This is a genomic window from Streptomyces marokkonensis (assembly GCF_008312835.1).
GTDB lineage: Bacteria > Actinomycetota > Actinomycetes > Streptomycetales > Streptomycetaceae > Streptomyces > Streptomyces marokkonensis_A.
Map to the genome: position 1 here is coordinate 146,674 of NZ_VSKS01000003.1, position 19,042 is coordinate 165,715.

Annotated in this window: 18 protein-coding genes; 9 read left to right on the forward strand and 9 right to left on the reverse strand. The window is 70.0% G+C overall.

Going from position 1 to position 19,042, the window contains the following annotated elements; translation table 11 throughout:
* Nucleotides 1–6: 6 nt before the first annotated feature.
* The 3 genes from cydB to hisC all read right to left on the reverse strand — a co-directional run bounded on the left by cydB (nt 7) and on the right by hisC (nt 3,854).
* Entirely contained in the window at nt 7–1,011 is a 1,005-nt protein-coding gene (gene cydB / locus F1615_RS06295; RefSeq protein WP_149547881.1) for a cytochrome d ubiquinol oxidase subunit II, read from the reverse strand.
* A 20-nt stretch (nt 1,012–1,031) separates the two neighbouring features.
* Nucleotides 1,032–2,537 (reverse strand): cytochrome ubiquinol oxidase subunit I, encoded by a 1,506-nt coding sequence (locus F1615_RS06300; RefSeq protein WP_149547882.1) that lies wholly within the window; start codon nt 2,535–2,537, stop codon nt 1,032–1,034.
* 237 nt (nt 2,538–2,774) lie between these two features.
* Complete coding sequence (gene hisC / locus F1615_RS06305; RefSeq protein WP_149547883.1) at nt 2,775–3,854, reverse strand: histidinol-phosphate transaminase; 1,080 nt, start codon at nt 3,852–3,854, stop codon at nt 2,775–2,777.
* A gap of 438 nt (nt 3,855–4,292) precedes the next feature.
* On the opposite strand from hisC, the gene F1615_RS06310 reads away from it, so the two are divergent.
* The 3 genes from F1615_RS06310 (at nt 4,293) to F1615_RS06320 (ending at nt 7,828) form a co-directional block, all read left to right on the forward strand.
* A complete protein-coding gene (locus tag F1615_RS06310) occupies nt 4,293–5,405 on the forward strand; it encodes a LacI family DNA-binding transcriptional regulator (RefSeq protein ID WP_149547884.1) in 1,113 nt (370 codons plus the stop codon).
* A gap of 278 nt (nt 5,406–5,683) precedes the next feature.
* The gene (locus F1615_RS06315) at nt 5,684–6,775 is read left to right on the forward strand and encodes a metallophosphoesterase (RefSeq protein WP_149547885.1); all 1,092 of its coding nucleotides are present in this window, start codon (nt 5,684–5,686) and stop codon (nt 6,773–6,775) included.
* A gap of 183 nt (nt 6,776–6,958) precedes the next feature.
* On the forward strand, nt 6,959–7,828 hold the full coding sequence (locus tag F1615_RS06320; RefSeq protein WP_149547886.1) for a hypothetical protein: 870 nt from the start codon (nt 6,959–6,961) through the stop codon (nt 7,826–7,828).
* A gap of 140 nt (nt 7,829–7,968) precedes the next feature.
* Here the strand turns inward: F1615_RS06320 and F1615_RS06325 are convergent, their stop codons facing one another.
* Entirely contained in the window at nt 7,969–9,354 is a 1,386-nt protein-coding gene (locus F1615_RS06325; protein WP_149547887.1) for a VWA domain-containing protein, read from the reverse strand.
* Nucleotides 9,355–9,453: 99 nt separating this feature from the next.
* The gene (gene thiC / locus F1615_RS06330) at nt 9,454–11,250 is read right to left on the reverse strand and encodes a phosphomethylpyrimidine synthase ThiC (RefSeq protein WP_149547888.1); all 1,797 of its coding nucleotides are present in this window, start codon (nt 11,248–11,250) and stop codon (nt 9,454–9,456) included.
* A 255-nt stretch (nt 11,251–11,505) separates the two neighbouring features.
* Between thiC and F1615_RS06335 the strand changes: the two genes are divergently transcribed.
* A complete protein-coding gene (locus F1615_RS06335) occupies nt 11,506–12,912 on the forward strand; it encodes a YibE/F family protein (protein ID WP_149547889.1) in 1,407 nt (468 codons plus the stop codon).
* A gap of 68 nt (nt 12,913–12,980) precedes the next feature.
* Here F1615_RS06335 and F1615_RS06340 read toward each other — a convergent pair whose 3' ends face one another.
* The 4 genes from F1615_RS06340 to F1615_RS06355 form a co-directional block, all read right to left on the reverse strand.
* The gene (locus tag F1615_RS06340) at nt 12,981–13,415 is read right to left on the reverse strand and encodes an SsgA family sporulation/cell division regulator (RefSeq protein WP_149547890.1); all 435 of its coding nucleotides are present in this window, start codon (nt 13,413–13,415) and stop codon (nt 12,981–12,983) included.
* A gap of 98 nt (nt 13,416–13,513) precedes the next feature.
* On the reverse strand, nt 13,514–14,227 hold the full coding sequence (locus F1615_RS06345) for an IclR family transcriptional regulator domain-containing protein (protein WP_149548220.1): 714 nt from the start codon (nt 14,225–14,227) through the stop codon (nt 13,514–13,516).
* Between the two features lie 310 nt (nt 14,228–14,537).
* Entirely contained in the window at nt 14,538–14,750 is a 213-nt protein-coding gene (locus F1615_RS06350; RefSeq protein WP_055621019.1) for a DUF5326 family protein, read from the reverse strand.
* A gap of 150 nt (nt 14,751–14,900) precedes the next feature.
* Nucleotides 14,901–15,218 (reverse strand): cupin domain-containing protein, encoded by a 318-nt coding sequence (locus tag F1615_RS06355; protein WP_149547891.1) that lies wholly within the window; start codon nt 15,216–15,218, stop codon nt 14,901–14,903.
* Between the two features lie 60 nt (nt 15,219–15,278).
* On the opposite strand from F1615_RS06355, the gene F1615_RS06360 reads away from it, so the two are divergent.
* From F1615_RS06360 to F1615_RS06380, 5 genes are all read left to right on the forward strand, one after another.
* Nucleotides 15,279–15,665: a phage holin family protein gene (locus tag F1615_RS06360; protein ID WP_149547892.1), complete on the forward strand. Its 387-nt coding sequence runs from the start codon at nt 15,279–15,281 to the stop codon at nt 15,663–15,665.
* Nucleotides 15,662–16,153 carry a low molecular weight protein-tyrosine-phosphatase gene (locus F1615_RS06365; protein ID WP_149547893.1) on the forward strand — a complete coding sequence of 164 codons (492 nt, stop codon included), beginning with the start codon at nt 15,662–15,664 and terminating at the stop codon, nt 16,151–16,153. The genes F1615_RS06360 and F1615_RS06365 overlap by 4 nt, the downstream gene beginning before the upstream one ends.
* Nucleotides 16,150–17,319 carry a cystathionine gamma-lyase gene (locus F1615_RS06370; protein WP_149547894.1) on the forward strand — a complete coding sequence of 390 codons (1,170 nt, stop codon included), beginning with the start codon at nt 16,150–16,152 and terminating at the stop codon, nt 17,317–17,319. The genes F1615_RS06365 and F1615_RS06370 overlap by 4 nt, the downstream gene beginning before the upstream one ends.
* Before the next feature lie 232 nt (nt 17,320–17,551).
* Nucleotides 17,552–18,457: a LysR family transcriptional regulator gene (locus F1615_RS06375; RefSeq protein WP_149547895.1), complete on the forward strand. Its 906-nt coding sequence runs from the start codon at nt 17,552–17,554 to the stop codon at nt 18,455–18,457.
* Between the two features lie 85 nt (nt 18,458–18,542).
* A complete protein-coding gene (locus tag F1615_RS06380; protein ID WP_149547896.1) occupies nt 18,543–19,025 on the forward strand; it encodes an NUDIX domain-containing protein in 483 nt (160 codons plus the stop codon).
* The last annotated feature ends 17 nt before the right edge of the window (nt 19,026–19,042 follow it).

Below are 19,042 nucleotides of genomic sequence, written 5' to 3' on the forward strand. Positions count from 1 at the left end.
CACACCTCAGTGCACGGGATCGGCGATGTGCTGGGTGCCGATCCGCTTGCGGAACACCCAGTACGTCCAGCCCTGGTAGAGCAGCACCACCGGCGTGGCGATCACCGCGAGCCAGGTCATGATCTTCAGGGTGTATTGGCTGGAGGAGGCGTTGGTGACGGTGAGGCTCCAGTCCGCGTCGAGCGTGGACGGCATGACGTTCGGGAACAGCGTCAGGAAGAGCATCGCCACGGCGGCCACGATGGTGACGCCGGACAGGGCGAACGCCCATCCCTCGCGTCCCGCCTGGTTCGCGAGCAGGGCGGCGACCAGCGCGACGACCGCCACGGCCAGCGCGACGAGGCTGGTGCCGTCACCGTTGTCGGCCTGCGTCCACAGCAGGAAGGCCAGCGCCAGGACGGCGGTGACGAGACCCACGCGCAGGGCCAGCGTCCGCGCCCTCTCCCGGATCTCGCCGACCGTCTTGAGGGCCGTGAACACCGTGCCGTGGAAGGTGAACAGCGTCAGCGTGACCAGGCCGCCCAGCAGGGCGTACGGGTTGAGCAGGTCCCAGACGTTCCCCACGTACTCGAACTCGGCGTCGATCTTCACCCCGCGCACGATGTTGCCGAAGGCCACGCCCCACAGGAACGCCGGGATGAGCGAGGTCCAGAAGATCGCCGTCTCCCAGTTGCGCTGCCAGTTCTCCTCCGGCCGCTTCGCCCGGTACTCGAAGGCGACACCGCGGATGATCAGGCAGATCAGGATGACCAGCAGCGGGAGGTAGAAGCCGGAGAAGAGCGTGGCGTACCACTCGGGGAAGGCGGCGAAGGTGGCACCGCCTGCCGTGAGCAGCCACACCTCGTTGCCGTCCCAGACGGGGCCGATGGTGTTGATCAGCACCCGCTTCTCGGCGCGGTCCCGGGCGAGCAGCCGGGTGAGGATGCCCACCCCGAAGTCGAAACCCTCCAGGAAGAAGTAGCCGGTCCACAGGACGGCGATCAGAACGAACCAGACGTCGTGCAGTTCCATGACAGTGCAGCTCCCTCGGCCTAGTACGAGAAGGCCATCGGCTTGTCGGCGTCACGGACGTCGCCGCCGAGTTTCGTGGGCGGATTGAGGTCGGACTCGCTGAGCTCGGGCGGGCCTGCCTTCACGTACTTGGCGAGCAGCTTGACCTCGATGACGGCCAGGACGGCGTAGAGCAGGGTGAAGACGGACATCGAGGTGATGACCTCGGCCGTGGACACACCGGGGGAGACGGCGTCCTCGGTCCGCATCACTCCGTAGACCACCCAGGGCTGCCGGCCCATCTCCGTGAAGATCCAGCCCCAGGCGTTGGCAGCCAGCGGGAACGCCATGGTCCACAGCGCCAGGAGCCAGTACAGCCGGGTGAGCCGGGAGCCGAGGGGCTTCTTCAGCAGCACCAGGTGCGGCACCTCGTCCTCCCCGGTGCGGTGGGCGGCGGGCAGCAGGAACTTCTTCCGGGTCAGCCACAGGCCGAGCAGTCCGAGCGAGAAGGACGCCATGCCGAAGCCGATCATCCAGCGGAAGCCCCAGTAGGCGACGGGAACGATGGGCTTGTAGTCACCCGGGCCGAACTTCTCCTGCAGGACCTCGTTGGTGTCGTTGATGCCGGGCACGTACGACTCGAAGTCGCTGTGGGCGAGGAAGGACAGCAGGCCGGGAATCTCCAGGGCGACCTCGTTGTGCCCCTTGTCGACGTCCCCGTAGGCGAAGAGGGAGAAGGGCGCCGGCTCCTCGCCGTCCCACAGGGCCTCGGCGGCGGCCATCTTCATGGGCTGCTGCTCGTACATGACCTTGCCGAGGGTGTCGCCGCTGACCGCGGTGAACAGGCCGCCGACCGCCAGGGTGACCAGGCCGAGCCGAAGCGAGGTGCGCATCACGGGGATGTGCTTCTTGCGCATCAGGTGGAAGGCGGCGATGCCCACCATGAAGGCGCCGCCGGTCAGGAAGGCCGCGGAGAAGCTGTGGAAGACCTGGTTGAGCGTGGTGTTCTGGGTGAGCACCAGCCAGAAGTCGGTGAGCTCGGCGCGGCCCTTCTCCTCGTTGATCCGGTAGCCGACCGGGTGCTGCATCCAGGAGTTGGCGGCGAGGATGAAGTACGCCGACAGCAGGGTGCCGATCGAGACCATCCAGATGCAGGCCAGGTGGATCTTCTTGGGCAGCTTGTCCCAGCCGAAGATCCACAGGCCGATGAAGGTGGACTCGAAGAAGAAGGCGATCAGGGCCTCGAAGGCGAGAGGGGCACCGAAGACGTCACCCACGAACCGCGAGTAGTCGGACCAGTTCATGCCGAACTGGAACTCCTGCACGATGCCGGTGACCACACCCATCGCGATGTTGATCAGGAACAGCTTGCCCCAGAACTTCGTGGCTTTGAGGTACTTCTCCTTCCCGGTGCGCACCCAGGCGGTCTGCAGCCCGGCGGTGAGGGCGGCCAGCGAGATCGTCAGGGGAACGAAGAGGAAGTGGTAGACGGTGGTGATTCCGAACTGCCATCGCGCCAGGGTCTCCGGCGCCAGAGCCAGATCCACGTCGTCGCTCCTTACTCAGCGGTGGTCACAGCGACCGCTTGATCCCGTTCGTCCGCCGCATCTCGGGGAAAACAGGATGCGCTTGTGAACGCGTTCACATTCACAAGCAATTATGACCTACTGCTTTTCCGACTCGGAAGGGGGGTCCCCTGTGACGTCAACCCCTTTGCACGAACCTGCGGGGCAAACGGAAGCGGCCGGCGGATGGACCGCCGGCCGCACCGGGACGCGCGCTGCTCAGAGCCCCTTGCGGAAGCCCTCCGTCACCTTCAGGAAGATGTCGTTCGCCTCGGTCTCGCCGATCGTGACCCGCACGCCCTCCCCGGGGAACGGCCGGACCACCACACCCGCATGCTCGCACGCCTGCGCGAACGGCACGGTCTGCTCCCCCAGCCGCAGCCACACGAAGTTGGCCTGGGTCTCGGGCACCGTCCAGCCCTGGGCCCGGAGCGCGTCCATCACCCGGTTGCGCTCGCACACCAGCGAGCCGACCCGGCCGATCAGCTCGTCCTCGGCCCGCAGCGAGGCGATCGCCGCGTCCTGTGCGATCTGGCTCACCCCGAACGGCACCGCCGTCTTGCGCAGCGCCGCGGCCACCGGCTCGTGGGCGATGGCGAAACCGACGCGCAGCCCGGCCAGGCCGTACGCCTTGGAGAAGGTCCGCAGGACGCAGACGTTGGGCCGGTCCCGGTAGATCTCGACGCCGTCCGGCACCTCGGTGTCCCGGATGAACTCACGGTAGGCCTCGTCGAGGACCACCAGGACGTCACCGGGCACCCGGTCGAGGAAACGCTCCAGCTCGGCCCGCCGCACGACCGTGCCGGTCGGGTTGTTCGGGTTGCAGACGAAGATGAGCCGGGTCCGGTCGGTGATCGCGTCGGCCATCGCGTCCAGGTCGTGCACATCGCCCGGGGTCAGCGGGACCTGGACCGCGGTGGCACCGCTGATCCGGGTGATGATCGGGTACGCCTCGAAGGACCGCCAGGCGTAGATCACCTCGTCGCCGGGGCCCGAGGTGGCCTGCAGCAGCTGCTGGGCGACACCGACCGAGCCGGTGCCGGTGGCCAGGTGGGTCGCGGGGACGGCGAAGCGCTCGGACAGCTCGGCCATCAGAGCCGTGCAGGCCATGTCCGGGTAGCGGTTGAAGGAGGAGGCCGAGGCGGCCACGGTCTCCATCACGCCCGGCAGCGGCGGGTAGGGGTTCTCGTTGGAGGACAGCTTGTACGCCACCGGGCCGCCGGCCGCCGCCGGCTTGCCCGGCTTGTACGTCGGGATCCCCTCCAGCTCGGCGCGCAGCTTGGGGCTCGTCTCGCTCACCGCAGTCCTCCTCGCGAAGACCGGCGGCCATGACCGCCGCCGACATCCAATACTGCTCACCTTATGAGGATTCGGCTCCGCTGCGTATAGGGGCGACGGCTGCTCCCGTCTGCCTCCTCCGTCACAGTGGCAACAAGGGCAACGTCACCCGAAGGGGTACGAACGGCGCGCGGACCGGGGGCGCGCCGCACATATATCTACGCGCCGGTGGCTCGCGCCGTGGCGCGCATCCCCCGTGCAGGTGAGTTGAGACCTCTTCGCAACATCGCACCCTCGACAGGCCCGCATGCGCCCGCACGTCAGGTCCTGCCATTGGAACGTTCAACACCCTTTACTTCCAAGGTTTTTGACCTTTAATGATCTTGCAGAAACGTGCCTGTCAACGCGTGCATATGCGTCCGCCCTACCCCACCGCATGAGCCCTACTATCGGCTCGCCATGACAGCAGCAGGGAAGCACCAGGTGAGCCGCGCGGAAACCTCACGCCGAGGCAGCCGGCCGAGTCGAGCGGGCATCAGGGACGTGGCCGCCGCCGCCGGAGTCTCCATCACGACCGTCTCCGACGCCCTCAACGGCAAGGGCCGGCTCCCGGACGCCACCCGGCGCCACGTCCGCGAGGTGGCCGACAGACTCGGGTACCGTCCCTCGGCCGCCGCCCGTACGCTCCGCACCGGGAAGTCCGGACTCATCGGCCTGACCGTGACGACGTACGGGGATGAACCTTTCACCTTCACCGAGTTCGCGTACTTCGCGGAAATGGCGCGTGCCGCCACCTCCGCCGCGCTCGCCCGCGGCTACGCCCTCGTCATCCTGCCCGCGACCTCCCGCCACGACGTGTGGTCCAACGTCGCCCTGGACGGCACGGTCGTCATCGACCCCTCCGACCAGGATCCGGTGGTCAGCGAGCTGGTCCGCCAGGGATTACCGGTCGTCTCCGACGGCCGCCCTGCCGGTTCGCTGCCGGTCACGGCCTGGGTCGACAACGACCACGAGGCCGCCGTCCTCGGCATCCTCGACCACCTCGCCGACGCCGGTGCCCGCCGCATCGGGCTGCTCACCGGCACGACCACCGACACCTACACCCACCTGTCGACCACCGCCTATCTGCGCTGGTGCGAACGCGTGGGCCAGGATCCGGTGTACGAGGCCTACCCGGCGCACGATCCGTGCGCGGGCGCCGTCGCCGCCGACCGGCTGCTCGCCCGGCCGGACCGTCCCGACGCCGTCTACGGCCTCTTCGACCCCAACGGCACCGATCTGCTCGCCGCCGCCCGCCGTTACGGCCTGCGCGTCCCGGACGACCTGCTGCTCGTCTGCTGCAGCGAGTCCACCGTCTACGCCAGCACCGATCCTCCCGTCACCACGCTCTCCCTGAAGCCCCGCCGGATCGGCACGGCGGTGGTCCAGCTGCTGATCGACGCCATCGAGGGGGTCGATTCGGACCACCCGGTGGAGCAGGTCATACCGACCGAGCTGATCGTGCGCACCTCCTCACAGCGCCGGCCGCCCCGTACGACGGTCAGCCCGCCGAGGTCGCCGAAGGGGACGTGAACCGGGGACCCGCGAGGGCGTCCGACGGCCGCGCTCCGGAGGAAACGGGCCGGCCCCGGGGAGAAGGCGGGTCGGCCACCGCAGCGGGCGCGCGGTGAGGACGCGCACCCAGCGGTCGCAGAACGACTCAAAAGGGGCGAAAGGCGCGGTGGACCGGAGTCTCGTTCCGATTCACCACCCCTGGGTCATCACACGGCGCGATCCGCATTCCTATGATGGGCCCACGACACCGCGGGCCGCTGCGACCAGGCAGTCCGATGCGGTGCAGATGCGGCGCGATGGTGGAGGGGTCGATGACTCAGGGGGCCGGTCAGGGACCCGAGGTGGAGCGGACGGCGACGCTGCGCGACTTCCGGGTACCCGCGTACGTCCACGAGACCGGTCCGTATGCCCAGAGCACGCACCCCGGCGACGTCGTCCCGCCCGCCGAGGAGACCTACCCGGAGGGGTACACGCCCACCCAGCGGGACCTCCCCGTCATCAATCGGGGTGACACTGTCCAGGTGACCGTCGACCCCGCGTCCGTCCCCGCCCCGCAGTCCGCCACGGGCCAGGGACCGCTGTACGTGGTCGGCGACGTCCACGGCTATCTCGACGAACTGGTGGCCGCCCTCCAGGAGCAGGGTCTGCTCGACGCGGCGGGCCAGTGGTGCGCCGGCACCGCGCGGCTGTGGTTCCTGGGCGACTTCACCGACCGCGGCCCCGACGGCATCGGCGTCATCGACCTCGTGATGCGGCTGTCCGCCGAGGCCGCCGCGGCAGGCGGCTACTGCAAGGCGCTCATGGGCAACCACGAACTGCTGCTGCTCGGCGCCAAGCGGTTCGGCGACACCCCCGTCAACTCCGGGGCCGGCACCGCCACCTTCCAGGCGGCCTGGCTGCTCAACGGCGGACAGAAGACCGACATGGACCGCCTCCAGGACCACCACCTGCAGTGGATGGCCCGCCTCGACGCCGTCGAGGAGGTCGACGGCCATCTGCTGCTCCACTCCGACACCACCGCCTACCTCGACTACGGCCACTCCATCGAAGAGGTCAACGACACCGTCCGCGAGACGCTGACCCGCAACGACGCGGACGAGGTCTGGGACCTGTTCCGCAAGTTCACCAAGCGGTTCTCCTTCCGCGACGAGGGCGGCGCCGACGCGGTGCGCTCCCTACTGGATACGTACGGCGGCACCCGGGTCGTTCACGGCCACAGCCCGATCCCGTATCTGCTGGGCGAAGTCGGGTCCGAGGACGGCGAGGACGACAGCGGCCCCGTGGTCGCCGGACCGCACGTCTACGCCGACGGTCTCGCCATCGCGATGGACGGCGGGGTCACCATGGCCGGAAAACTGCTGGTCCAGCAACTGCCGCTGAACGTCTGAGCGTTCGACGGGCCGCGTTCCGGCGGCCCGCGGCCGCACCGCGAGAGCGGCAATTTCGGTAAACCCCCTGTCACCGCGCGCCGTCACCGCTCTACCATCGGCTTATCCGTAGCAGGCTCCCCTCCGTTTCTGCCCGACGGCTCGTCAGCATGCCGAGCCCCAAGCCCTACGGAGCATCGGGGGATGCACATGAACAGCGTTCCGCAGCACCTGCTGAACGAGGACCGCCAGGAATACGAGCGGATTCTCGATGAGGCGCTGCGCTCCGCACCACACAACCCGCAACTGGCCGCCGTCGGACAGCGGCTCAACTCCGAACAACTGCGCACGATGGCGCTCAACGCCACCGCGATCGTCACGGCGGCCGCGGCGACCGAGTACCAGCACTACGTGAAGGTCCGCGAGGAACTGCGCCGGCCCCCGGCGCCGTCCACCCCGACCGGCCGCGAGTCCGGCTCCACCGAGCCGGACACGGGCGCGGCGGGGTTCGCCGTCACCATGGGGGAGGTCGCCGAGACCGCGGGTGCGGGCGCCGTGGCCGTGGTCGCCGTCCTGGCACCCGTACTGGCCGGAACCGCCGCCGCGATCTTCCTGCTCGTCGGATACATCCTGCGGATGCTCGACCCCGGGGCCGCGTTCGCCCGGACCATGCTCACCACCGGGTGGGTGTTCGGCGCGGTGACGGCGGTCGCCGTCCTCGTCGCCGCCGTGGGTCTGCTGCTCACCGCGCTGCGCAACAAGCCCTCGGCGCTCGGCGGCCCGTACCGCGAGCTCGACGGGGAGGTGAAGCGGGCCAGGGACGCCTGGCGCGAGGCCCTGCTGGAGCGGGGCATCATCCCGTTCCTGCGGGACGCGCTCACCGACCCGGCGACGGCCTCCGCGCTGCAGCGCACGGCGCCGCCCGCGCCGGCCAGTCGTATGCCGCACCTCGGGTACGACCGGCCGGGCTTCTCCAGCCCCGACGAGGGCTCGGCCCGTGGCACACGGCCGAGCTACTCCAGTCCGGACTACTCGAGCCCGGACTTCGGAGGGCCGGAACACCAGCCGGAGTAGCCGGACCGTCCGGACGGCCGGTGGCCCGTCCGTCGGCTTGCGCTCTCCGGGTCGGGGGCGCGAGCCGGGTGGATGGGCCGGATCCGAGCGGCGGGCCGCACGGCTGGTCCAGGGGCGGATTCGCGACGCGCCGGCGGCGCTCAGAGGATGCCCGCACGTCCCGCGGCCGTGATCCACAGCGGGAACTCGGACAGCAGCCGGTCGTACAGCTCCGGGTCCGGGACGGTGCTGATGTCGTCCACGGCGAAGAAGCCGACGTTGTCCACGCGGCGCCCGGGCAGCGTGTCGAACCGCTCCAGCACGCCGTAGTTGGACTTGCCCAGTCCCACGAACTGCCAGAAGACGGGTTCCTCCACGGCCTCGCGGAGCTCGCGCTCGATCTCCTTGTTGCGGTAGACGCCGCCGTCGGAGAAGAACAGGACCAGCGTCGGAGCGGACGCCGGGTTGTCCCGGACGAACGCGCGCACCTCGGCGATGACCTTCTGCTCCTCGTTCTGGATGCCGACGTCCCGCATGTCGACCTGGCTCGGCTCCAGTCCCTTCTTGCGCCCGCGCCGGAAGAGGCCCACCTCCCCCACGCGCACGTGCAGCCGCAGCCACTCGGGAAGCTCCCCGAGCCGCAGGTCCGGCAACCGCGCCGGGTTCGAGGCGAAGGTCCACGCCTGCATCTCCCCGTCGTCGTCCAGTTGCGCGGCGACCGCGGCCATCCGCTCGACGACATCGGCCACGACGCCCTTGGAGTACAGGAACGACATGGACCCGGAGGCGTCCAGGACGAGGACGACGCGCGCGGTGATCCCGGTGGCCCCGTGCTTGCGGAGACTGACCGCCACCTGCTCCTTGCGCAGGGACAACCGCTTGCGCATGTCGACGGGCAGCCGCTCCTCGCCCTTGGTGAGACGGGGGGCGGTGGGTCGAGGAACGGGGGCCTGGGCGGGCGCGGGCGGCGGCGGGGGAACCGGAGAGGCCACGGGTGCGGCGGCCACCGGGGAGGGTTCGTCCACGGTGATGCCGAAGTCCGTGGCCAGCCCGGCGAGCCCGGAGGCGTACCCCTGCCCCACCGCGCGGAACTTCCACTTCCCCTGCCGCCGGTACAGCTCACCTCCGATGAAGGCGGTCTCGGTCCCCGCGGCCATGTCGAACCGGGCCAGCTCGGTCCCCGTCCCGGCGTCGAGCAGCCTGAGCACCAGCCCCGGCACCTGGCCGAACGTCCCACCGTCGGCCGACGCGCACAGCACGATCCGTTCGACGGCCGGTTCGACCGCGCCCAGCGTCACCTCCACGGAGTCGGTCGCGGCACCGGCGGCGTTCCGCTTCCCGAGATGCGTCACGGCGTCCGAGGCGTGACGGGGCTGGTTGTAGAAGACGAAGTCCGTGTCGTCCCGCACCCGCCCGGCCTCCGTCAGCAGCAGCGCGGAGGCGTCGATGTCGGGCACCCCGGGCCCGGCCGCCCAAGCGAGCTCGACACGCACCACGGAGGCCTCGACGGAAAGATTGGATCCCTTGCTCATCGAACTCGCTGTCATGGGCCCAGTCTGCCCACCCGCGCCGGCGAAGACGAGGGGAACCCTCCCCACGGGAGCGGCGTCCGTCACGGGCACCGCTCCCGCTGCCCCACCGGAAGCTCAGTCCGCGATCGGCAGGTACACGCGATTGCCCGCCGCCGCGAACTCCTCCGACTTGCGGGCCATACCCTCCTCGATCTCCGCCCGGCTGCCGCCGTGCTCACGCCGGATGTCCTGGGAGATCTTCATCGAGCAGAACTTCGGCCCGCACATCGAGCAGAAGTGGGCCGTCTTGGCGGGTTCCGCCGGGAGGGTCTCGTCGTGGAACTCGCGTGCCGTGTCCGGGTCGAGGGCGAGGTTGAACTGGTCCTCCCACCTGAACTCGAAGCGGGCGTCGGACAGCGCGTCGTCCCACTCCTGCGCACCGGGGTGCCCCTTGGCGAGGTCGGCGGCGTGCGCGGCGATCTTGTAGGTGATGACGCCGGTCTTGACGTCGTCGCGGTTGGGCAGGCCCAGGTGTTCCTTGGGCGTGACGTAGCAGAGCATGGCCGTGCCCCACCAGGCGATCATCGCCGCACCGATGCCGGAGGTGATGTGGTCGTACGCCGGCGCGACGTCGGTGGTCAGCGGGCCGAGCGTATAGAACGGGGCCTCATCGCAGATCTCCTGCTGCAGGTCGATGTTCTCCTTGATCTTGTGCATCGGGACGTGTCCCGGGCCTTCGATCATGGTCTGCACGTGGAAGCGCTTCGCGATCGTGTTGAGTTCCCCGAGCGTGCGCAACTCCGCGAACTGCGCCTCGTCGTTGGCGTCCGCGATGGAGCCGGGCCGCAGGCCGTCGCCGAGCGAGTACGTGACGTCGTACGCGGCGAGGATCTCGCAGAGCTCCTCGAAGTTCTCGTACAGGAACGACTCCTTGTGGTGCGCCAGACACCACGCGGCCATGATCGAGCCGCCGCGCGAGACGATGCCGGTCTTGCGGTGGGCGGTGAGCGGTACGTACGCGAGGCGCACGCCCGCGTGGACCGTCATGTAGTCCACGCCCTGCTCGGCCTGTTCGACGACCGTGTCCTTGTAGATCTCCCAGGTCAGCTCCTCGGCCCGGCCGTCGACCTTCTCCAGGGCCTGGTAGAGCGGCACGGTGCCGATGGGGACGGGGGAGTTGCGCAGCACCCACTCGCGGGTGGTGTGGATGTTGCGGCCGGTGGAGAGGTCCATGACCGTGTCGGCACCCCAGCGGGTCGCCCAGGTCATCTTCTCCACCTCCTCCTCGATGGAGGACGTCACCGCCGAGTTGCCGATGTTGGCGTTGACCTTCACCAGGAACCGCTTGCCGATGATCATCGGCTCGATCTCCGGGTGGTTGACGTTCGCGGGCAGCACGGCCCGGCCCGCCGCGATCTCCTCGCGAACCACCTCGGGGGAGACGTTCTCCCGGACGGCCACGAACTCCATCTCGGGGGTGATCTCCCCGCGGCGCGCGTATGCCAGCTGCGTGACCGCCTGCCCCGCACGGCCCCGCCGCGGCAGGCGCGGGCGGCCGGGGAAGACGGCGTCCAGGTTGCGCAGGCCCCCGCGCGGAGAGGTGTGCTTGATGCCGTCGTCCTCGGGACGGACGGGACGGCCCGCGTACTCCTCCGTGTCACCGCGAGCGATGATCCAGTTCTCCCGCAGGGGTGCCAAACCCCTGCGGACGTCGGTGTCGACGAGTGGATCGGTGTACGGGCCCGATGTGTCGTACAGCGTGACCGACTGGCCGTTGGTGAGGTGCACCTGACGGACCGGCACCCGCAGGTCGGGGCGGGTGCCCTCGACGTACGCCTTGTGCCAGCCCACGGACTTCCCGGCCTCTCCGTTCGCCGACGTCTCCGTCGGGTTCTGCGTGGAGGCAGGCGTGCGTGCGTCCTTGTTGGTCATGAGACCTACTCCCTACGCCGGCATTACCCGGTAACAGGTTCGGCGGTCGACGCAGCGGTGTCCGTCCGTCGGCGTTCCGTGGGAAACATCACTCGGCTTCGGTGATGTTTCATGTGAAACGTCGCTGGGACGGAGGTCAGCGCCCTCTCAGCCCGGTGCTCCGAGCTCCCGCGTTGTACAAAAGGTGCCTCCACGCTAGCGTGATTTCTGGCGCGGTGAACAGAGGGCCCCCTTCGTTCTTGCGATGATCGGTCGGTGACCCCGACTCAGCCTCCTCCGTTTCCGCCGCCCGACCCTCCGCACGGCACAGGCGCCGCGAGCGGGCACGGACACAGTCACAGCCACGGCCCGGCGGCTCCCGTCTCCCAGCATCTGCGCAAAGTCATCGCGGCGATCCTGATCCCGTTCGCCGCGGCGGTGCTGATCGGTCTCGCGGTGCTGTGGCCGGGCGGCGCCCCGGCTCACGAACGCACCGGTGTGGGCTTCGACCGGCAGACACAGCAGGCCACGGTCACCAAGGTGGTGGAGGTGAGCTGCCAGTCCGTGAACGCCTCCGGCGGCGTCCCGACCGGTGACACCTCCACCGCCGAGGGTTCCTCCGCCCAGCAGCAGGCGGACGGTACCTGCAAGAAGGCGACGATCAGGGTCGACACCGGCGACGACAAGGGCCGTACGTTCGACGAGATCGTGCAGCCGGACCAGTCCCGGCAGCTGAGCGAGGGTCAGGAGGTCGTGGTCGCCTACGAGCCCTCCGCGCCCGAGGACCTGCAGTACTCGGTCACCGACGTGAACCGGCGCTTCCCCCTCGCGCTGCTCGCCGGCATCTTCGCGCTCGCCGTCGTGGCGGTCGGGCGGCTGCGCGGCGTCATGGCGCTGGTGGCCCTGACGATCAGCTTCCTGGTGCTGAACTTCTTCATCCTCCCGGCCATCCTGCAGGGGTCGAACCCGCTGGTCGTGGCGGTGGTGGGGGCGAGCGCGATCATGCTGGTCGGCCTGTATCTCTGTCACGGGCCGTCGGCCCGTACCTCGGTGGCGGTGCTCGGCACCCTCATCTCGCTGCTGCTGATCGGCATTCTGGGGTCGGTGTTCATCGGCTGGGCCGCGCTCACCGGCAACACCGACGACAACACCGGTCTGATCCACGGGCTGTATCCCGAGATCGACATGAGCGGCCTGCTGCTGGCCGGCGTCATCATCGGTTCGCTGGGTGTGCTCGACGACGTGACGGTGACGCAGACGTCCGCGGTCTGGGAGCTGCACGAGGCCAATCCGTCGATGGGCCGGCGCGGGCTGTACCGCGCGGGCATCCGGATCGGCCGCGACCACATCGCGTCCGTGGTCAACACGCTGGTCCTCGCCTATGCGGGCGCCGCGCTGCCGTTGCTGCTGCTGTTCTCCATCGCGCAGAGCGGCGTGGGGACGGTCACCAACAGCGAGCTGGTCGCGGAGGAGATCGTGCGCACCCTGATCGGCTCGATCGGTCTGGTGGCCTCGGTGCCGGTCACCACGGCCCTGGCCGCGCTGGTCGTGTCAGCCGACCGTCCGACGGCTCGGACGCCGGGACAGGGACGGGAGCAGGGCCGGAGCCAGGGGCACCCACCGGTGCCGGACGCCCGGTCGGCTCCGGGCCGCGGCGGGAGGGGCAGGCGCCGCAAGCGCTGATACCCGTCGAGCGGGGCGGAACGCGCTGAAGCGTTCCGCCACCGGCCCACCCGCCCGGTGGGACGCCTTCAGCCGGCGCCCTGCTCCGCGAGGATCCGGTCGAGTGCGTCGTCGAGGTGGGCGTCGAAGTCGGCGAGCGCACCTTCCTGGCCCAGCGGCACCAGCTTGTCGGTGCGGTCGAGGAACGCCACGAGCGGGGCGGTCGACGAACGGAACAGCGCCTGGTCGTTTCCGACCTGGAGCCGGATGAGCACCTCGCCCAGCATGTCCGCGTCGACCGGCGAGACGCGGACGTCCCCCTCACCGCACGGCCGGCCGACACCGTCGATCAGCAGTTCCCGGCCGAACGCCCAGGTCACAGGAGCGTCCCCGGGCAAGTGGAAGGTCAGGCGCACGGCGTAGGGATCACAGGTGTCGTAGCGCAGCTCCACCGGGATGCGGAAGGACAGCTCCTCCGACACGAGAAAGCTCATCATGACCTCTGCCTGTACGGATTCGCGCATCGCCTACCCCGTCATTTGCCGCGGACTGGCCGGGCACGGACTCTGACACCACATGGAATCTTGCTGAACGTACACAGCAGATCACAAGGAGTGAGTTTTCAGATACTGATAGACAGCGCCAGCGACCCGAGCAGGCGCCCCAGTTCGGCCTGCAGATGCCGGGCCGCGGGGACCAGCCGGTCGGCCTGATGTGCGGGCAGGGAGATGGCCACCGAGGCCGCCGTGGTGCCCACGGTGATCGGGATCGCCGCGCACACCGCCCCGAGGGCGTACTCCTGGCGCTCCGTGACCAGCTCCATGCGCCGGGTCCGGTCCAGGCGTCTGAGCAGACTGTGATCGTCGCGCACGGTGTACGGCGTGACGGGACGCACGGGATAGCGGTCCAGGTGGTCGCGGCGTGCCTCCTCGCCGAGCTGGGAGAGCAGGCACTGCCCGATGGCGTGGGCGTGGCCGGTCTCCCGGAAGTCGGCCCACTCCTCGACCGCGGGGTTGCCCGGCGTGTCGGCGACGCAGACCACGTCGATCTCGCCCTCGCGGTACACCGCGTAGTACACGGGGACACCGATCGCGTCCCGCCAGCGCGCGAGGGTGTCGACGACCTTGCTGCGACGTTTCTGCTGTGCTCCGCTGCCGCTCAGCCGCTCAGCGGCCTCCCCCAGGAAGAACAGCCCCTTGTCCCGGCGCAGATAACCCTCGTGCACCAGGGTGCGCAGCAGGTGGTAGGTGGTGGGGAGCGCCAGTCCGGTCTCGCGGGCCAGTTGCTTGGCGGGCGCCCCGTACTCGTGGCCGGCGACGGTCTCCAGCAGGCGCATGGCCCGCTGGACGGATCCGATGAGGGTCGCACCGGGCGCCGGTGCGGGGCACGCCGGGGAGCGGGGCTGTGAGGGGACCGCGGGCAGATGCGCGGAGGCGGTGCCAGTCGTGGCCAAGGGTCACTCCCGAAACGCGAGGGGGCAGCCCGTGCGGGGAACACGGGTGGGGGTCGCCGCTCGCGGGGATCGTCCCCGCGTCGAGTTTCGGACTCTAACGGGCCCTCACCGCACGCAGACGGCCCGCCGGAGAAACTTCCCCCGCCCGAGGGAACCGGCGATTCCTGTTACCGCCTCACCGGTCCCCCTCATCTCACCAGTCGCCGCGCGACGAGGAACTCGACGTGAACTTGCGTACGACGTAGATCAGGCCGCCGACCAGCGCCACGAACACCAGCAGCTTGAAGAGCAGTCCGATCACGAAGCCGACCACGCTCGCAATCAGCCCGCCGAACACCACCAGAGCGATGACCGGCACCGCGATCCACTTCACCCACCACGGCAGTCCCGCGAAGATCTCTCGCATCGCCCTTGTCCTTACTTCTCCGCCCGTCACGTGCCGGGTCGCGTCAGATGATGTCCTGCACCCGATGCTAGGGCGGCGGGTGGCCCGGCGGGGGCGTCGGATCCCTTGTCCTCCCCTGACCGATCCCCTAGGGAACCCCGAGTGCCCGGCTCAGCTCTCGGGCGGAGAGAACACCACCAGAACCCGCAGATCCTCGCTGATGTGGTGGAACTTGTGGGCCACGCCCGCCGGTACGTACACGACGCTGCCGCGCGCCACCTGCGTGGTCTCCAGGCCCACCGTGATCGACGCGCGGCCGCTGACGACGAAGTACACCTCGTCCTGCTGGTGCGGCTGCTGCGGATCCTGGGCACCCGCGTCCAGGGCGTAGAGGCCGACCGACATGTTCCGCTCCCGCAGGAACTGCAGGTAAGCCCCGTCGTTGGCGGCCCGCTCCGCCTCCAGTTCGTCCAGCCGGAATGCCTTCATCTTCTGGTCCCGCCCCTGCCTCACTGCTCAAGCCCGATCGTGTCTGCCACGATCAGACACATGATGAATTTCCTAGTCAAGACGATCGCCAACGCGGGCGCCCTCGCGGTCGCGGTGTGGCTGCTCGACAAGATCACCCTGACCGGTGACAGCACGGGCAAGGAGATCGGCACCCTGCTCCTGGTCGCTCTGCTCTTCGGCCTGGTGAACTTCCTGGTCAAGCCGGTCGTGCAGCTCCTGAGCCTCCCCCTGCTCATTCTGACGCTCGGACTGTTCACCCTGGTGGTGAACGCGCTGATGCTGCTGCTCACCTCCTGGCTCGCCGACCAGCTCGACCTGAGCTTCCACGTGGAGGGCTTCTGGACGGCCGTACTCGGTGGCCTGATCATCTCCGTCGTCTCCTGGGCGCTCAACGTCGTCCTGCCCGACGGGGACCGAGCGCGATGACCTACCGCGTCTGCTTCGTCTGCACCGGCAACATCTGCCGCTCCCCGATGGCCGAGTCCGTCTTCCGCGCGCGGGTGGCCGGGGCCGGGCTCGACGACCGGGTCGAGGTGGACAGCGCCGGTACGGGCGGCTGGCACGAGGGCGAGGGCGCCGACCCGCGCACGGTGACCGTGCTGCGGGAACACGGCTACGACGCCGGGCACACGGCCCGGCAGTTCGACCCGTCCTGGTTCGGGCGCCTCGACCTCGTCGTCGCGCTCGATGCCGGCCACCTCCGGGCACTGCGGCGGCTCGCCCCGACGGAGGAGGCCGCCGGCAAGGTCCGTCTGCTGCGTTCGTACGACCCCGCCGCCGGCGACGACCTCGACGTGCCGGACCCCTACTACGGGGGCGCGGACGGCTTCGACGCGTGTCTTGAGATGGTGGAGGCGGCGAGCGAAGGGCTGCTCGCCGCCGTACGCGCGCACGTGGAAGGACAGGCTGCATGAACGATTCGACGACGGGTGCGGACCACGGCCCGGCGCTCCCCGACGGTGCGGGTGACGGCACCCGCGCGGTACGGGCCGGTCTGCCCGAGCCGGTCAAGCACGAGCCGACCCTGCCCGGCCCCGTGTTCGCCGCCCACTTCCATCTGCCCGGCGACCCCACCGGCCCGTACACCTACGGCCGGGACGAGAACCCGACCTGGACGCTGCTGGAACGGGCCATCGGCGAGCTGGAGGCACCCGGGCAGGACGATGCCGAGACCCTGGTCTTCGCCTCGGGCATGGCCGCCATCTCCTCGGTGCTCTTCTCCCAGCTCCGCGCCGGGGACGCGGTCGTCCTGCCGAACGACGGTTACCAGGCGCTGCCCCTGGTGCGCGCCCAGCTCGAGACGTACGGCATCGAGGTGCGCACCGCGCCGACCGGTGGTGACGCCCAGCTCGACGTCCTCGACGGGGCGAGGCTGCTGTGGATCGAGACGCCCTCGAATCCGGGACTGGACGTGTGCGACGTGCGCCGGCTCGCCGAGGCGGCACACGCCCAGGGCGCCCTGGTCGCCGTCGACAACACCCTCGCGACGCCGCTCGGCCAGCGCCCGCTGGAACTCGGCGCCGACTTCGCGGTGGCCAGCGGCACCAAGCAGCTCACCGGGCACGGCGACGTACTCCTGGGCTACGTCACCGGCCGCAACGCGGAGGCCATGGCCGCCGTCCGACGCTGGCGCAAGATCGCCGGTGCGATTCCCGGTCCCATGGAGGCCTGGCTCGCGCATCGCTCGATCGCCACGCTCCAGCTGCGCGTCGACCGCCAGAACGCCACCGCGCTGGCGCTCGCCCAGGCGCTGCGGGAACGGCCGGAGGTGACGGGGCTGCGCTATCCGGGGCTGCCCGACGATCCCTCCCACAAGATCGCCTCGCAGCAGATGCGGCGCTACGGGTGTGTGGTCTCCTTCACGCTGCCCACGCGCGCCCACGCGGACCGTTTCCTCGACGCACTGCGGCTCGTGGACGACGCGACGAGCTTCGGCGGCGTACGGTCCACGGTGGAGCGGCGCGGGCGCTGGGGCGGGGACGCGGTGCCGGAGGGCTTCATCCGCTTCTCGGTGGGCGCCGAGGACCCGGAGGACCTGGTGGCGGACGTGCTGCGTGCCCTGGCCGGATCGGCCGCCTGACCAGCCGCCGGGCACGGGGGCGGACGCCGGGCGTCCGGCGCGCCGCGGCGGACGGTCCGAGCCTCCCCCCTCGTGGCTCGGACCGTCCTCGGTTCTGCGCGCGAAGAACCGCGCGACCAAGGCTAGTTGACTCAGTGTCAGTGTCCAATCACCCTAGCGACAGCGACCTATCGACTTATTTATAGTTGGCCGCATCCGGCCTGCAGCGGGGGCTGACAAGGGAGGGTGTGCCGTGGATCTGGCCTTGCTGCGGACCTTCGTGACCGTGCACCGGGCCGGCTCCTTCACCCGCGCCGCCGCGCTGCTCGGCCTCTCCCAGCCGGCCGTCACCTCGCAGATACGGACGCTCGAGCGGCAGCTGGGGCGGCCCCTCTTCCTGCGGCAGGCGCGCGGTGTGACACCGACGACCATCGGGGACGAGCTCGCCCACAAGGCAGCACCGCATCTCGACGCCCTGGTGGAGATCGCCGAGTCCGGGCTGGAGGAGGACTCCTCCTTACGGACCCTGCATCTGGCAGGCCCCCCGGAGTTCACCGCCGAGCGGGCGCTGCCCGCGCTCACGGAGCTGACCGGTGAGGACGGCCAGGGCTTCGCCCTGCGCGCCTCCTTCGGCACCGCCGAGGAAACCCTGGAAGGGCTCGCCGCCGGACACCACGATCTGGCCATCAGCACGGCCCGGCCACGCGGGGCCCTGCTCTCGGCGACCGCGCTCTGCGACGAGGAGCACGTGCTGGTCGCCGCCCCGGGCTGGGCCGGGCGGATCGGCTCCGGCACGGTCCGCCGGAACGGTCCGTCCGCCCTGGAGCAGGTCCCGGTGGTCGAGGTGCACGAGTCGCTGCCGTTCGTCGCCCGCTACTGGGCGTCCGTCTTCGACTCCCGGCCGGTCGCCCCGGGCACCGTCGTCGTCCCGGATCTACGCGCGGTGCTGGCCTGCGCCACCGCGGGGGCGGGGCTCGCGGTGCTGCCGCGCTACCTGTGCGCGGGTGCGCTGAAGCGGGGCGAGGTGGTGGCCCTCCACGAACCGGCGGTGCCGCCGCTGCGCACGTACTTCCTGGTGGTCCGCACCGGCACACTGGCGATGCCGCACATCGCGCGGGCCCACGAGTGGCTGGAGCAGGCCGCCACCGACTGGTGCTGACCGGCCGAGGCGAGTGTCATCGCGGGAGACCGGCCGGTGGATCGCACGATGTTTCACGTGGAACCAGGCGGGCCACATTCCCTCCATGACCGTCCGACCCGTGGTCAAGCGCACCGCCCGAGCTGTTCTGCTCGAGGGCGAGAACCTGATTCTGATCAAGCGCACCAAACCCGGCATGGATCCCTACTGGGTCACCCCGGGCGGCGGGGTCGAGCCGGAGGACTCGACCGTCGTGGACGCCCTGCACAGGGAGGTGTACGAGGAACTCGGCGCGAAGATCACCGATGTGGTGCCCTGTTTCGTCGACACCGTGGAGCACATCGGCGAGGACGGCGGCGCCACCGGCGTGAAGGTGCAGCACTTCTTCGTGTGCCGCCTGGAATCGATGGACACCTCCCTGCGGCACGGCCCGGAGGTCGACGAACCCGTCGGCGAGTACGAGATCGTCCGTGTGCCGTTCACCCGGGTCGGTATCGCCTCCGTCCACCTCGTGCCGCTGTCGCTGCGGCACTATCTGGACGGCAACATCGAGGGCGTACGCGCCATGCACGCCCCCGACCTGGGCTGACCCCCGGGCCTCGCGCA